The 14344-nt window shown below is 69.8% G+C and carries 15 protein-coding genes; 9 read left to right on the top strand and 6 right to left on the bottom strand.

The features are described 5' to 3' along the window. Positions 1-43 precede the first annotated feature (43 nt). Positions 44-1876: an outer membrane protein assembly factor BamB family protein gene (locus ACZ7NC_RS05570; RefSeq protein ID WP_471485141.1), complete on the top strand. Its 1833-nt coding sequence runs from the start codon at positions 44-46 to the stop codon at positions 1874-1876. A 308-nt stretch (positions 1877-2184) separates the two neighbouring features. After that, positions 2185-2892: a helix-turn-helix transcriptional regulator gene (locus ACZ7NC_RS05565; protein WP_471485139.1), complete on the top strand. Its 708-nt coding sequence runs from the start codon at positions 2185-2187 to the stop codon at positions 2890-2892. Positions 2893-2995: 103 nt separating this feature from the next. Here the strand turns inward: ACZ7NC_RS05565 and ACZ7NC_RS05560 are convergent, their stop codons facing one another. Together ACZ7NC_RS05560 and ACZ7NC_RS05555 are read right to left on the bottom strand one after the other, a co-directional pair. Continuing rightward, a complete protein-coding gene (locus ACZ7NC_RS05560; RefSeq protein WP_471485137.1) occupies positions 2996-3367 on the bottom strand; it encodes a hypothetical protein in 372 nt (123 codons plus the stop codon). A 20-nt stretch (positions 3368-3387) separates the two neighbouring features. After that, positions 3388-5103 carry a sodium:solute symporter family protein gene (locus tag ACZ7NC_RS05555; protein WP_471485135.1) on the bottom strand — a complete coding sequence of 572 codons (1716 nt, stop codon included), beginning with the start codon at positions 5101-5103 and terminating at the stop codon, positions 3388-3390. Positions 5104-5263: 160 nt separating this feature from the next. Here ACZ7NC_RS05555 and galT point away from each other — a divergent pair, with 160 nt between their 5' ends. The 3 genes from galT to galK all read left to right on the top strand — a co-directional run bounded on the left by galT (position 5264) and on the right by galK (position 8598). Next, entirely contained in the window at positions 5264-6349 is a 1086-nt protein-coding gene (gene galT, locus ACZ7NC_RS05550; RefSeq protein ID WP_471485134.1) for a galactose-1-phosphate uridylyltransferase, read from the top strand. After that, positions 6346-7323, top strand: coding sequence for a UDP-glucose 4-epimerase GalE (gene galE / locus ACZ7NC_RS05545; RefSeq protein ID WP_471485133.1), 978 nt, complete (start codon positions 6346-6348; stop codon positions 7321-7323). Before galT ends, galE begins: the two co-directional genes overlap by 4 nt. A 102-nt stretch (positions 7324-7425) precedes the next feature. Next, positions 7426-8598 carry a galactokinase gene (gene galK, locus ACZ7NC_RS05540; RefSeq protein ID WP_471485131.1) on the top strand — a complete coding sequence of 391 codons (1173 nt, stop codon included), beginning with the start codon at positions 7426-7428 and terminating at the stop codon, positions 8596-8598. 73 nt (positions 8599-8671) lie between these two features. On the opposite strand, the gene ACZ7NC_RS05535 is transcribed toward galK, so the two are convergent. After that, the gene (locus ACZ7NC_RS05535) at positions 8672-9124 is read right to left on the bottom strand and encodes a GNAT family N-acetyltransferase (protein WP_471485382.1); all 453 of its coding nucleotides are present in this window, start codon (positions 9122-9124) and stop codon (positions 8672-8674) included. 272 nt (positions 9125-9396) lie between these two features. On the opposite strand from ACZ7NC_RS05535, the gene ACZ7NC_RS05530 reads away from it, so the two are divergent. Beyond that, on the top strand, positions 9397-10170 hold the full coding sequence (locus ACZ7NC_RS05530; RefSeq protein WP_471485130.1) for a LuxR C-terminal-related transcriptional regulator: 774 nt from the start codon (positions 9397-9399) through the stop codon (positions 10168-10170). Between the two features lie 118 nt (positions 10171-10288). On the opposite strand, the gene tamR is transcribed toward ACZ7NC_RS05530, so the two are convergent. Continuing rightward, on the bottom strand, positions 10289-10786 hold the full coding sequence (gene tamR, locus ACZ7NC_RS05525; RefSeq protein ID WP_059196100.1) for a MarR family transcriptional regulator TamR: 498 nt from the start codon (positions 10784-10786) through the stop codon (positions 10289-10291). A gap of 95 nt (positions 10787-10881) precedes the next feature. Between tamR and ACZ7NC_RS05520 the strand changes: the two genes are divergently transcribed. From ACZ7NC_RS05520 to ACZ7NC_RS05510, 3 genes are all read left to right on the top strand, one after another. After that, entirely contained in the window at positions 10882-11691 is an 810-nt protein-coding gene (locus ACZ7NC_RS05520) for a trans-aconitate 2-methyltransferase (protein ID WP_471485128.1), read from the top strand. Further along, complete coding sequence (locus ACZ7NC_RS05515; RefSeq protein ID WP_471485126.1) at positions 11691-12059, top strand: VOC family protein; 369 nt, start codon at positions 11691-11693, stop codon at positions 12057-12059. Before ACZ7NC_RS05520 ends, ACZ7NC_RS05515 begins: the two co-directional genes overlap by 1 nt. A 64-nt stretch (positions 12060-12123) precedes the next feature. Next, complete coding sequence (locus ACZ7NC_RS05510; protein WP_471485124.1) at positions 12124-12297, top strand: CsbD family protein; 174 nt, start codon at positions 12124-12126, stop codon at positions 12295-12297. Positions 12298-12355: 58 nt separating this feature from the next. On the opposite strand, the gene ACZ7NC_RS05505 is transcribed toward ACZ7NC_RS05510, so the two are convergent. Further along, positions 12356-13033: a TetR family transcriptional regulator gene (locus ACZ7NC_RS05505; RefSeq protein WP_471485123.1), complete on the bottom strand. Its 678-nt coding sequence runs from the start codon at positions 13031-13033 to the stop codon at positions 12356-12358. Next, positions 13030-14040: an acyl-CoA desaturase gene (locus ACZ7NC_RS05500; RefSeq protein ID WP_471485121.1), complete on the bottom strand. Its 1011-nt coding sequence runs from the start codon at positions 14038-14040 to the stop codon at positions 13030-13032. Before ACZ7NC_RS05500 ends, ACZ7NC_RS05505 begins: the two co-directional genes overlap by 4 nt. Positions 14041-14344 lie beyond the last annotated feature (304 nt).

Genomic DNA, 14344 nt, shown 5'->3' with positions numbered 1-14344 from the left:
GTCCGCCGCGCCCGCCGTCCCCCTCCCCTGAGGTACCCACGCCATGACCCAGCCGCCGCCTCCGCCGCCCAACCAGCCCCCGCAGGGAGGGTTCGGCCCGCCGCAGGACCAGCCGCCCCAGCAGCACGGAAGCGGCGGCTTCGGCGCACCGCAGCAGCCGCCCGCGCAGCCTCCGCAGCCGCCCCAGGGCCCGCCCGCGCCGGCGGGGCAGCCCGGGTACGGCTACCCCCAGGCGCCCCAGGGAGCACCCCAGGCCACACCGCCCGGATACGGCTATCCCACCCAGCAGCCCGCTCCGTACGGACAGCCGCAGAACCCCTACGGCCAGCCCCAGAACCCGTACACCCAGCCGCCCGGCTACGGCTACCCGCAGCAGACCGTGCCGTTGCACCCCCAGCCCGGACAGGCCGCCGGTGGCGGGGGCAGGTCCAGCGCGCAGCTGGCCGTCATCGTGGCGGCCGCGGTGGTGGTGATCGCCCTGATCATCGGCGGCGGCGTGTGGTACGCGCGGTCCGGTGACGAGGGCGGCAAGGACGACACCGCCAGCTCCAGCGGCGGCACCGGCGGCGGGGGCGACGACCAGGGGGACGGCGGCTTCGACGCGCCCGACGGCACGGAGAAGGCGCCCGGCAACCCCTCCTCCCAGGTCCTCTTCCAGGTCCCGTCGCCCGATGTCGACGACGACACCAGCATCGTCGTGTCCGGCTCATGGCTGACCGACAAGGCGTACGTCAAGAGCGGCGTCGCGGAGATCGTCGGCTACGACCCCGACAAGGGCACCAAGTCGTGGTCGGTCAAGCTGCCCGGCCCGGTCTGCCAGGCCGCCAGGCACATCACCGAGGACGGTGTGACGGCGGTCGCCTTCGAGCCCGCCATGCCGACCAAGGAGAAGCCCTCGCACGGCTGCACCCAGGTCGCGGCGATCGACCTCGACGCCGGCAAGAAGCTGTGGACGAAGTCCGCGCGGAACGGGAACGGGACGATCCGGTTCGACAACATCACCGTCAGCGGGGGCACGGTCGCCGCCGGCGGCACCAGCGGCGGCGCCGCCTGGGACCTCGCGTCCGGCAAGCCGCTGTGGGTCCCGAAGGCCAACGACAGCTGCTACGACCTCGGTTACGCGGGCGGTCCGAAGATGGTCGCGGTCCGCAAGTGCGGCAGCTACGACCAGCCCCAGCTGAACATCCAGACCATCGACCCGAAGTCCGGGAAGGTGATCTCCGAGTACAAGATGGCCGAGGGCGTCGAGTACGCCAGCGTGATCTCCACCGAGCCGCTCGTGGTGGCCGCCGAGGCCGGCCAGTCCGAGGACGCCATCGGCATCACGGATGCCTTCTCGATCGACAACAGGACCGGCAAGCTGCGCATCCGTATCTCCGTGCCGGGCGACCAGTACGCGGCCCGCTGCTCCGGCGTCACCACGATCGAGTCGTGCACGGGCGTCGTGGTGGGCAATGACCGGCTCTATGTGGAGACCGAGCAGCACGACGGCGGCGGCGAGTACGGCCGGACCAACGAGATCGTCGCGTTCGACCTGGCCACCGGCAAGCAGACCGGCCAGCGCGCGGACGCGGGCGACCGGTACACGATCACGCCGCTGCGCATGGACGGCGGCAATGTGATCGCGTACAAGCGTCCGCCGTACGACAAGGGCGGGCAGATCGTCAGCATCGACGGCGGGAGCTTCAAGGAGACGAAGCTGCTGGAGAACCCGGCCGCGAGGGCGGTGCGGGACGTGGAGATGCGGATGTCGCCGGAGTACTCCGAGATCCTCTACTCACAGGGTCATCTGTACATGTCCGCCAAGTTCGCGAGCGAGCTGGGCAGTTCGGACACGAGGAAGTCGCATGTGATCGCGTTCGGTGCGACCGGCTGACGAAGTCGAGCATGATCGGTCGTGCGTCACGGCCCCGTCCCTGCTCGGGACGGGGCCGTTCGCGTACCGCCTCATCGGCGTCGAATGCGGGGAAAGCCAGAAAATCCGCCGTTCCGGGGCACTTCTCGCGGGTAGGGGGAGCGCAACGTCGAACAAGCGTGTAGCTTCCGGGGGCATGAAGGGCGGGGGAGCCGGGGGGGGGCTTCTGTCCGCGCGGACCAGTGGGCATCCATAGTGGGGCATCCGGACTGGAGCAGTCGGTCCTGGGTATTGATGGGGATCCATTGGGGGGACTGGGGGGTTGCTCGATGGGAGTGCGGCTCATGGTGGTCGACGACCACCGATTGCTCGCCGAGGCGCTGGCCTCGGCACTGAAACTGAGGGGACACCGGGTACTGGCCGCGGCGGCGCCCGCCGCGGGGGCGGCGGAGCTGGTGATCACGCGGGCGCCCGAGGTGTGCCTGCTGGGGACGGCGACGCCCGCGGAGCCGGGGATGTTCGACCCGGTGGTGAAGATCAAGCGGGAACGCCCGCAGGTGGCGGTGCTGGTGCTCGGCCCGGTGCCGAGCCCGCGCGGCATAGCGGCGGCGTTCGCGGCCGGGGCCTCCGGCTATGTCCGGCACGACGAGCGCATAGAGGGCGTGGAACGGGCGATCATGAAGGCGCGGGCGGGCGAGGCCGCGGTGGCACCGCAGCTGCTCCAGGGCGCGTTCAGCGAGTTGCTCAACCCCGCGGCCCAACCGGACGACGAGGGCCAACGCCTGCTCCAGCTGCTCACACCCCGCGAGGTCGAGGTCCTGGTCCGGGTGGCCGACGGCGAGGACACCCGCCTGATCGCGGCCGGCATGGGCATCGCCCCGTCCACGGCACGCACCCATGTCCAACGCGTACTGATGAAACTGGGCGTCGGTTCAAGGCTGGAGGCGGCGGCGCTGGCGGCCCGTACCGGGCTGCTGGACCGGGCGGGGTCGGTGCCGCACTTCGGCCCGCAGGTGGAGCCGGGGGAGGAGCCGTGATGCCGGCACCTCCCGGCGCCGATTCGGCTGATGTCAGCCGCCGGGGACGGGACGGGTAGGGGCGGCGGGGGCGAGACGAACCCGGCCCGCCCCCACCCCGGGGTCAGCCCCTCGGCTCCTCCCCCAGCCCGTCCCCCGGCTCCACGACCGGCGGCGGCGGAGCGATGGGCCTCAACTTCAGCCAGGCCAGGAAGAACAGCCCCAGAAGCAGCATCCCCAACCCGGTCCACAGGTTGATGTTGACCCCCTCGGCCTTGTCGATCGCGGCGTCGTCGTCCGTGAGCCCGACGATCGTGACGATGACGCCGTAGAGCACGAACAGTCCGCCGATGATGCGCCGGATGTCGAAGAGCCGGGCCGCCGTCGCGGACTGCTCCTGGAGTGCGGCGACCTCGCGCTGGACGTCCTTGTCGGAGTACCCGGAGTGTTCGGAGTACCCGGAGTGTTCGGGGTGTTCGGAGTGGTGGTCGGTCATGGTCTGTCAGTCCTCCGTCGTCAGAACGAGAACGGGATGTAGCAGGCGGCCGCCAGCACCACCGCGCCCCACCCCAGCAACGCCGGCTTGCGGTACCACGCGTCGTCCCCCTCGGCGGGCGGCTCGGCCATGCCGGGGGAGCGGGTGCCGTAGACCAGGCCCTGGAGTTCCTCCGCCGGCTTGGGCGCCGTGAAGAGGGAGACGGCCACCATGACCACCCCACCGGCCACGAAGCCCGCGATCGCGGAGACGAAGTTCGCGCCCTGGTCGGAGGGGATCGAGATGATGTCCTGCTTGTAGAGGACGAAGTAGTTGATCATCGCTGCCGTGGTGCCGGTCAGCAGGCCCCAGAATCCCGACTTCATCGACGCCCGCTTCCAGAACATGCCGACGATGAAGACCACGAACATCGGCACGTTGAAGAAGGAGAACAGGGTCTGGAGGTAGCTCATGATGTTCGAGAAGGACGACGCCAGGAACGCCGTGCCGATCGACGCCAGCACGCCGATCGCCGTGATCAGACGGCCGAAGCGGACGTAGTAGGAGTCCTCGCGGTCCTTCACCACGTACTTCGCCCAGATGTCCGTGGTGAACACGGTGTTGAAGGACGAGACGTTCGCCGCCATGCCCGCCATGAAGGCGGCCAGCAGACCGGTCACCGCGATGCCGAGCACGCCGTTGGGCAGCAGGCCCTCCATCAGATAAGGGATGGCGTCGTTGTACTGGTAGCCCGACTCCTCCGTGCCGAAGCCGGGGACCAGGGCCGCGGCCGCCAGGCCCGGGATCATCACCAGGAACACGATGAAGATCTTCGGGAACGCCGCGATCAGCGGGGTGCGCTGGGCCGCCGAGAGGTTCTTCGCGGACAGCGCCCGCTGGACCTCCGCGAAGTTCGTCGTCCAGTAGCCGAAGGACAGCACGAAGCCGAGGCCGAGAACGATGGTCAGCCAGTTGGCGCCCAGCGGGTTCGCGTCGCCGATGCCCGTGCCGCCCCACGCGGTGACGAAGTCGTCGCCGTGGGACTTGGTCAGCGTGTCCGACAGGCCGTCCCAGCCGCCGACCTTCTTCAGGGACAGCACGGTGATCGGGATCAGCGCGGCCAGGATCACGAAGAACTGCAGGACCTCGTTGTAGATCGCCGACGACAGGCCGCCGAGGGTGATGTAGGCGAGGACGAAGAAGCCGGCGACGACGATCGCCACCCATTGCGGCCAGCCCAGCAGCGCCTCGACCACGATGGCCAGGGCGTACAGGTTCACCCCGGCGATCAGGATCGCGGCGAAGGCGAACAGGACCGAGCTGAGCAGATGGGCCCACTTGTCGAAGCGGAGCAGGAGGAACTCGGGGACCGAGCGGACCTTGCTGCCGTAGTAGAAGGGCATCATCACCAGGCCCAGGAAGACCATGGCCGGGATGGCGCCGATCCAGTACCAGTGGACCGTGTAGGCACCGTACTGCGCGCTGTTGGCCGCCATGCCCAGGATCTCGGTGGCGGCCAGGTTGGCGGAGATGAAGGCCAGGCCGGTGACCCAGGCGGGCAGGGAGCGGCCGGACAGGAAGAAGTCGAGGCTGGTCTTCACCGAGCGGCGGGCGGCGAAGCCGATACCCAGCACGACGACGAAGTAGATACCGAGGAGCGTGTAGTCGAGCCAGTTCGTGGGGAGCCGTAGCTCCGCTGCGAGGTGGGTGGGGGATGCAATGGGGGATGCGATGGGCGAAATTGTGGGGGTTTGCATATGTACCCGCTTCGTTGCGCGAACCGATACAGAGCGGAACCTACGCCCCTGTGTTCAGTAATTGAACACGTCCGGTGACGCTCTTTGTTTGATTGTGATGTTGACCCTGGGTGGTGAGTTGTGTTTCTCTATGTTTAGTTCTGTTCGATGGGAGTCTGGCGTGAAGAAGACCTCGACCCGACTGGCCGACGGTCGTGAGCTCATCTACTACGACCTGCGCGATGACACCGTGCGGGACGCGGTCGACCGCCGTCCCCTGGACCGGACCGTCACATCGTCCGAGGTCCGTCATGACGTGCTGCTCGGGGATGCGGTCGCCATCGCCTCGCACCGGCAGGGGCGGACGTATCACCCGCCGGCCGACCAGTGCCCGCTGTGCCCCTCGGAGGGTGAGCGGCTGAGCGAGGTCCCCGACTCGTCGTACGACGTCGTGGTGTTCGAGAACCGCTTCCCCTCCCTCGCCGGTGACTCCGGGCGCTGCGAGGTCGTCTGCTTCACCTCCGACCACAGCGCCTCCTTCGCCGATCTGACCGAGGAGCAGGCGCGACTCGTGCTCGAGGCGTGGACCGACCGGACGTCCGAGCTGTCGTCGCTGCCTTCCGTCGAGCAGGTGTTCTGCTTCGAGAACCGCGGCGCCGAGATCGGTGTGACGCTCCAGCACCCGCACGGGCAGATCTACGCCTACCCCTTCACCACCCCCCGCACCGCCCTGATGCTGCGCTCCCTCGCCGCCCACAAGGAGGCCACCGGCGGGGAGAACCTGTTCGACTCCGTCCTGGAGCGTGAACTCGCCGACGGGCGGGTCGTCCTCGAGGGTGAACACTGGGCGGCCTTCGTGCCGTACGCCGCACACTGGCCGTACGAGGTCCACCTGTACCCGAAGCGCCGCGTGCCCGATCTGCTGGCGCTGGACGAGGACGCCCGCTCAGAGTTTCCCAAGGTTTATCTGGAACTCTTGAGGCGCTTCGACCGGATCTTCGATGGGCGGGATGGAGGGGAGAACTCCGTGGGTGAGCCGCCGACGCCGTACATCGCCGCCTGGCACCAGGCGCCGTTCGGCACGCTGGCCGAGTTCGACGGTGTGAACAGGGACGACTTCGCTCTTCACCTCGAGCTTTTCACCATCCGCCGCACTTCCGGCAAGCTGAAGTTTCTCGCGGGTTCCGAATCCGGCATGAGCGTGTTCATCAACGACGTGCCGCCGGAGCGCGCGGCCGAGCGACTGCGAGAGGTAGCGAGTACATGAGTGGGAAGTTTCTGGTCACCGGTGGGGCGGGCTACGTGGGCAGCGTGGTCGCGCAGCACCTGATCGAGGCCGGGGACGAGGTCGTCGTACTCGACAACCTCTCCACCGGCTTCCGTGAGGGTGTGCCGTCCGGGGCGTCGTTCGTCGAGGGCGACATCCGTGACGCCGCCAAGTGGCTGGACTCCTCCTTCGACGCGGTGCTGCACTTCGCCGCGTTCTCGCAGGTCGGCGAGTCGGTCGTGAAGCCCGAGAAGTACTGGGACAACAACGTCGGCGGCACCATGGCGCTGCTCGGCGCCATGCGCGAGGCGGGCGTGCGCAAGCTGGTCTTCTCCTCCACGGCCGCCACCTACGGCGAGCCGGAGGAGGTGCCGATCGTCGAGTCGGCGCCGACGCGGCCCACGAACCCGTACGGCGCCTCGAAGCTCGCCGTCGACCACATGATCACCGGCGAGGCGGCGGCCCACGGTCTCGCTGCCGTGTCCCTGCGCTACTTCAACGTCGCGGGCGCCTACGGCACGTCTTCTGATGTCATGGTCGGCGAGCGCCACGACCCCGAGTCGCACCTCATCCCGCTCGTCCTCCAGGTCGCCCAGGGCAGGCGCGACGCGATCTCCGTCTTCGGCGACGACTACCCGACGCCGGACGGCACCTGCGTACGCGACTACATCCACGTCGCCGACCTGGCCGACGCCCACCTGCTGGCGCTGAAGGCCGCCCGGCCGGGTGAGCACCTCATCTGCAACCTCGGCAACGGCGAGGGTTTCTCCGTCCGCCAGGTCATCGAGACGGTCCGGCAGGTCACCGGGCACCCGATCCCCGAGGTCGTGGCCCCGCGCCGGGGCGGCGACCCCGCGGTCCTGGTCGCCTCCGCCGACACCGCCCGGGAGCGGCTGGGCTGGAACCCGTCCCGCGCGGACCTCGCGGGGATCGTCGCGGACGCGTGGCAGTTCGCGCAGCGGCGCGCAGGTTAAGTTCTACGACCGGTACGCGACGGCCGTAGGTTCTACGGCTGTGCGGCCGGTCAACTCACCGGCCGCTCGGGCCGGTTCAGCATGGAAGGTCAGGGTCAGGGGATGAGCGTCGAGACGGCAGCCGCGGTCGCCGAGCGGTTCAGGGAGCTGTACGGGGCCGAGCCGGAGGGGGTGTGGGCCGCGCCGGGCCGGGTCAACCTGATCGGCGAGCACACCGACTACAACGACGGCTTCGTCATGCCGTTCGCACTGCCGCACACGGCGGTCGCCGCGGTCTCGCGGCGCGACGACGGCGTCCTGCGGCTGCACTCGGCGGACATCGAGGGCGACGCGGGCGGTGTCGTGGAACTGCGCGTCGACGACCTCGCGCCCGAGTCGGACCGGAACTGGACGGCGTACCCGTCGGGCGTGGTCTGGGCCCTGCGCCAGGCAGGCCACCAGGTGACCGGCGCCGACATCCACCTGGCCTCGACGGTCCCGGCGGGTGCGGGCCTTTCGTCGTCGGCGGCCCTGGAGGTCGTCGTGGCGCTCGCGCTGAACGACCTCTACGAGCTCGGTCAGAAGGGCTGGCAGCTGGCCCGTCTGTGCCAGCGCGCGGAGAACATCTACGTCGGCGCCCCGGTCGGGATCATGGACCAGACGGCGTCCGCCTGCTGCGAGGCCGGCCACGCGCTGTTCCTCGACACCAGGGACCTCTCGCAGCGGCAGATCCCGTTCGACCTGGCCGCCGAGGGCATGCGGCTGCTGGTCGTCGACACCCAGGTCAAGCACTCGCACAGCGAGGGCGAGTACGGCAAGCGGCGCGCGGGCTGCGAGAAGGGCGCCGCGCTGCTGGGCGTCGACGCGCTCAGGGATGTCGCCTACGACGAACTCGACGCGGCCCTCGAACGGCTTGGCGACGACGAGGAGGTGCGCCGTCTGGTGCGCCATGTCGTCACCGAGGACCAGCGCGTCGAGCGGGTCGTCGCACTGCTGGAGTCGGGCGAGACCCGGGCGATCGGGCCGGTCCTGACGCAGGGGCACGCCTCGCTGCGGGACGACTTCCGCATCTCCTGCCCGGAGCTGGACCTGGTCGTGGACAGCGCCCTCGCGAGCGGCGCCCTGGGCGCCCGTATGACGGGCGGCGGCTTCGGCGGATCGGCGATCGTGCTGGCCGAGGCGGCCGACGTCGAGACCATCACCAAGGCCGTCGAGGAGGCCTTCGACGCCGCCGGGTTCACCGCGCCGCGCGTGTTCGAGGCGGTGCCCGCGGCGGGCGCGCGGCGGCTGAGCTGACCCGAGGACGACAGGGTCACGTAACCGTCTCCAGAGATGGCCCCGGGCTTCGAGTTCAGCTTGCTCAGCTTGCTCAGAGATGTTTGATCAGTGTGTACTCCGTGATCCCCGGCGGATAGTCCGGAATCACGCATACGACTTCATATCCCTGCCTCTTGTAGAACTCCGGCGCCTGGAAGTCCCATGTCTCCACGCGGGCGGCGGTGCAGCCCCGTTCGGTGCGGGCCATGCCCTCGGCGTGTGCGAGCAAGTGCGAACCGAGACCGCCGCCGCGATGGCGTTCGTCGACCCAGAGGTATGTGACATGGAGCCAGGTGGTCCAGGTGTGACCGACCAGGCCGCCGGCCACGGCGCCGGTGTCGTCCAACACCCAGACATGGAGCGGAAGTTCACGTTCACCTGGGGTTCCGCGCAGGGCGCGCAGGATCGGGGAGGCCGCGGTGTTGGTGTCCCGCAGCCGACGGCGGAGCAGATCCTGCCGTGATTTGTCGACTTCTGTCTCCAGACGAAACATGCGGCTCACCATAAACGCGTCAGCCAACCAGTTCTGCAAATTACCTTCCGCTCCTGGCCCCCGGCCGTACCCTGATGAACAGCACCGGTGGGGGCCGGTGCTGATCAGGGGGCGAGACGGGTCGGGTACGACGCCCGAAGTGGGGGTAGCAGTTCTTGCACGGCGGCGGCCGTGCGGCCATCCGCGCTTCGGGCGTCGTGCCCGCGACGGTGTTCGTCTCCCGGTGTCGTCCTCATGGCGATGGGGTATCCCCTGCTCTTCGGGAGCTTGGGGAAGGGGGTTTCGTGGTTCGCATCCGAGTCCTGGTCGTCGACGACCATCGCATCTTCGCCGAGTCGCTCGCCGCCGCGCTGGCGGCCGAGCCTGACGTCGACGTCTCCGCCGCGGGCAGCGGTCCGGCAGCCCTGCGCAGCCTGGAGCGCGCGGCGGCCGAGGGGCGCCGGTTCGACGTCCTGCTCGTCGACGCCGACCTGGGCGGCAGTGTGCCGGGGGTCCGGCCCGCCGTGCCCGTTCAGGAGGTGGGCGAGGACGGGCTCGTGGACGGCATCTCGCTGGTCGTCGGCGTCCGCTCGGCGCAGCCCGCCGTACGGATCGTCGTCCTCGCCGAGAAGGACGATCCGCGCCGGGCCGCGCTCGCCCTGCAGGCCGGGGCGTCCGGTTGGGTGGCCAAGGACTGCTCGCTGTCCCGGCTGCTCACCGTCATCCGCGGCGTACTGCGCGACGAGACGCATCTGCCGCCGGCCCTGCTCACCGGGGTGCTGCGCGAGCTGACCGCCGCCCGCAAGCACCGCACCGAGAGCGAACGGCTGGTGGAGTCGCTGACGCCGCGCGAGCGGGAAGTGCTGCGGTGCATGGTGGCGGGACTGGGGCGCAAGGCCGTCGCCGAGCGCCTGTATCTGTCCCCGCACACCGTCCGTACCCATATGCAGAACGTCCTCGGCAAACTGGGCGTCCACTCGACGCTGGCCGCGGTCGCGCTCGCCCGCCGGGCCGGGGTCGGGCCGGTCGACCTGGGCCCTGTCGGCCGGATCATGCCGGAGGAAAGCAGCAGCGCGTGATGAATGCCGGTGAGCAGCAACGCCCCTGAGGGGCGCGGGGCTGTATCGATATGCGGCTCCGCCGCGTGGGCGCGACCAGCCACAACGGCGCCGCAGCCGAATGGCGACAGCGGAGCAGCTAGCCCGGAATGTTGTCGAACGGCGCGGTCAGCTGGCGCAGCAGACCTGCCAGCTCACCCCGCTGGGCACGCGACAGCTCCGCGAGGATCGCACGCTCCTGGTCCAGCAGTCCGGCGAGGGCCTGGTCGGCGCGGTCGCGGCCCTCGTCGGTGAGACGGACCAGCACTCCGCGCCGGTCGCTGGGGTCGGGGAGGCGTTCCACCAGGCCCTTCTTGGCGAGGCGGTCGATGCGGTTCGTCATCGTGCCCGAGGTGACCAGGGTCTGCGTCAGCAACTGTCCCGGCGAGAGCTGGTACGGCGTCCCCGCGCGTCTGAGCGCGGTCAGCACGTCGAACTCCCAGGGCTCCAGGCTGTGCTCGGAGAAGGCCAGCCGGCGTGCGCGGTCCAGATGCCGGGCCAGTCTGCTCACCCGGCTGAGCACCTCGAGCGGTTCCACGTCGAGGTCCGGGCGCTCCCGGCGCCACGCTGCGACCAGCCGATCGACCTCGTCCTCCATGACGATCAGTGTAGTGGTTGTGTCGACGTGAAGTCTCTTGACGTCAAGATACTTGTCGGGGCAGGCTGGAGAGCGAGCCGAGACAGGAGGCCCCCATGTCCGCTGCCACCGCCCCCACCTGGGATCCCGCCCAGTACCTGCGCCACGCCGGCCACCGCGCCCGCCCCTTCACCGACCTCCTCGCCCGCGTCCCCGACCTCCCCGGCGAACGCCCCCGCATCGCCGACCTCGGCTGCGGCCCCGGCAACGTCACCGCCCTGCTCGCCGAGCGCTGGCCCGCCGCGCACATCACCGGCTACGACAACTCCGCCGAGATGCTCGACCGGGCCCACGTCGAGCACGAGGGCCCCACAGCGGGCGACGGCCGCCTCGACTTCACCCACGCCGACGTACGGACGTGGGCGCCCGCCGAGCCGTACGACCTGATCGTCAGCAACGCCACCCTGCAGTGGGTGCCGGGCCACACGGAGCGCTTCGGCGCCTGGGTGGCGGGCCTGCGCCCCGGTGGCGCCTTCGCCTTCCAGGTCCCCGGCAACTTCGACGCCCCGAGCCACCGCCTGATGCGCGAGATCGCCCCCCGGTACGGCCTCGCCGACACCCTGCGCCACGAGGACGCTGTGCTCGCCCCTGGGGCCTATCTGGGCAGGCTGGCCGACCTGGGCTGCGCGGCCGACGTCTGGGAGACGACGTACGTCCATCTCCTGACCGGTGAGGATCCGGTGCTGGACTGGGTCAAGGGGACGGGACTGCGGCCCGTCCTCACCGCGCTCGCCGACGAACCCGAGGCACGGGACGCCTTTCTCGACGAGTACCGGGCCGCCCTGCGCGAGGCCTATCCGCCGGGCGCGCACGGCACCCCGTTCCCCTTCCGCCGCATCTTCGCCGTGGCCCGCAAGGAGGCGTGATGATCATCGCCGTCGACCACGTCCAGCTCGCGGCCCCACCCGGCTCGGAGGAACTGCTGCGGATGTACTACGTGGACGCCCTCGGCATGACCGAGATCCCCAAGCCGCCCGCGCTCGCCGCGCGCGGGGGCTGCTGGTTCCAGGCGGGCGGCGTACAGCTGCACCTCGGGATCGACGCGGATTTCCGCCCCGCGAACAAGGCGCACCCAGGCCTGCGGGTCGCCGGCATCGAGCGCTACGGCGCCCGGCTGGCGGCCCACGGGGCACGGGTGGAGTGGGGCGAGAACCTCCCCGGGCACCGGCGGTTCCACTCCTACGACCCCGTCGGGAACCGGCTGGAGTTCCTGGAACCCCTGACCGCCGTTTGAGCGGCCCGGCTCAGGGTCACCCGGTTCAGGGACACCGACGTCGAACCTTGCGGGAGTGAGGAACGTGGCGAAGGAAGAGAAGACCCGGGCCAAGAAGGAACAGGTCAAGGGCAAGGCCAAGGAAGCGATGGGCCGCATCGTCGGCAACGAGCGGATGACCGCCGAAGGCAAGGCCGACCAGGCGAAGGGCGACGCGCGCCAGGCGAAGGAGAAGGGCAAGGACACCTTCAAGCACTGAGCGCGCCTGCACAGGCGTCACGCGCGGGGTACCGCAATGGTGCCCCGCGCGTCGCGCGTCAGCTCTTGCGGCGCCCTATCAGATGCGGCTTCGCCTCCAGCCCGTCCAGCCCGTGCCAGGCCAGGTTCACCAGATGGGCCGCCACCTCCGCCTTCTTCGGGCGGCGGACGTCCAGCCACCACTGGCCGGTCAGCGCGACCATCCCGACCAGGGCCTGGGCGTAGAGGGGGGCGAGCTTGGGGTCGAAGCCGCGGCTCTTGAACTCCCGGCCCAGGATGTCCTCCACCTGGGTGGCGATGTCCGAGATCAGCGAGGCGAACGACCCCGTCGACTGCGGGATGGGCGAGTCACGGACCAGGATGCGGAAGCCGTCCGTGTTCTCCTCGATGTAGTCCAGGAGAGCGAAAGCCGCCTGCTCGCACAGCTCACGGGGGTGGCCGGCCGTCAGGCTGCTCGTGACCATGTCCAGCAGCCGGCGCATCTCGCGGTCCACCACCACCGCGTACAGCCCCTCCTTACCGCCGAAGTGCTCGTACACCACCGGCTTGGACACCCCGGCCTTCGCCGCGATCTCCTCCACCGACGTGCCCTCGAAGCCCTTCGCGGCGAAGAGGGTGCGACCGATCTCCAGCAGCTGCTGGCGACGCTCCGCACCGGTCATCCGGGTACGGCGCGTCCGCCGCTGCTTGTCGTTGCCGGTATTGCTGCTGGAATCGGTCGCCACGGCGTCAATCATGCCGCCTTGGCAGGCTCCTTCCGGCGCCGGAAGCCGCCTTCCTCGCTGTTCCGGCGTGAATCGATACGCGAGCGTGACGGCCAGCGCACGTCGTAGGCCCAGCCGAACATCTCGCACCAGCGGATGATCCGCGCCGAGGAGTCGATCTGCCCGCGCTCCACACCGTGCCGCGCGGACGTCGGGTCGGCGTGGTGCAGGTTGTGCCAGGACTCGCCGCACGACAGGACCGCCAGCCACCACACGTTGCCCGAGCGGTCACGCGACTTGAACGGGCGCTTGCCCACCGCGTGGCAGATCGAGTTGATCGACCACGTCACATGGTGCAGCAGGGCCACCCGGACGAGGGAGCCCCAGAAGAAGCCCGTGAAGGCGCCCCACCAGGACATCGTCACCAGACCGCCGATCAGGGCGGGCAGCGCCAGCGACAGGATCGTCCAGTAGATGAACTGGCGGGAGATCGTGCGGATCGCGTTGTCCTTGATCAGATCCGGCGCGTACTTCTCCTGCGGCGTCCGCTCCTCGTCGAACATCCAGCCGATGTGCGCCCACCACAGGCCCTTCATCAGCGCCGGAAGGGTCTCCCCGTAACGCCACGGGGAGTGCGGGTCACCCTCCGCGTCGGAGAACTTGTGGTGCTTGCGGTGGTCGGCGACCCAGCGGACCAGCGGGCCCTCCACCGCCATCGAGCCCGCGATGGCGAGCGCGATGCGCAGCGGACGCTTCGCCTTGAAGGAACCGTGGGTGAAGTAGCGGTGGTAGCCGATCGTGACGCCATGGCAGGCGAGGTAGTAGAAGAAGACCAGCAGACCGAGGTCCAGCCAGCTCACGCCCCAGCCCCAGGCCAGCGGCACCGCGGCGGCGAGCGCCAGGAACGGGACGACGATGAAGAGAAGAAGCGCGAACTGCTCCAGCGACCCCTTCTTCTCCCCGCCGAGCGTGGCTGAGGGCGTCTGGGTGTCGTCGTTCGCCTTCGGGGCGTCTGAGATCACATCGGAGCTCGTGGTCATGGGCGTCCCCTGTGGGGTCGAGGGTTTTGGCAGGTGCCGGGGTTGCGGGAACTGTTCCCGGGTTTCGTTACAACGGCCCCTACGGTTCCGTAACCTACGGCGTCGTAAGTATGGCAGTGCGTCGCCCGGCGGCAAGAGCCCGAGAGACTGCGCGTCCGCATGGACACCTATCCTTGTGTCGGTCGGACAGCGCGGTCCGCTCTGATTTCTTCCCGGATGTCAGGAGCCGTAAGCGGCACCCGCCGCGCGGTACCACCTGCGCCGGGTTCCCTCCGGACGAGCTTCAACACTGCAAGGAGCCGCA

The sequence above is a fragment of the Streptomyces sp. NPDC111802 genome (assembly GCF_055634335.1).
This window is presented reverse-complemented; position numbering and strand designations above follow the sequence as displayed.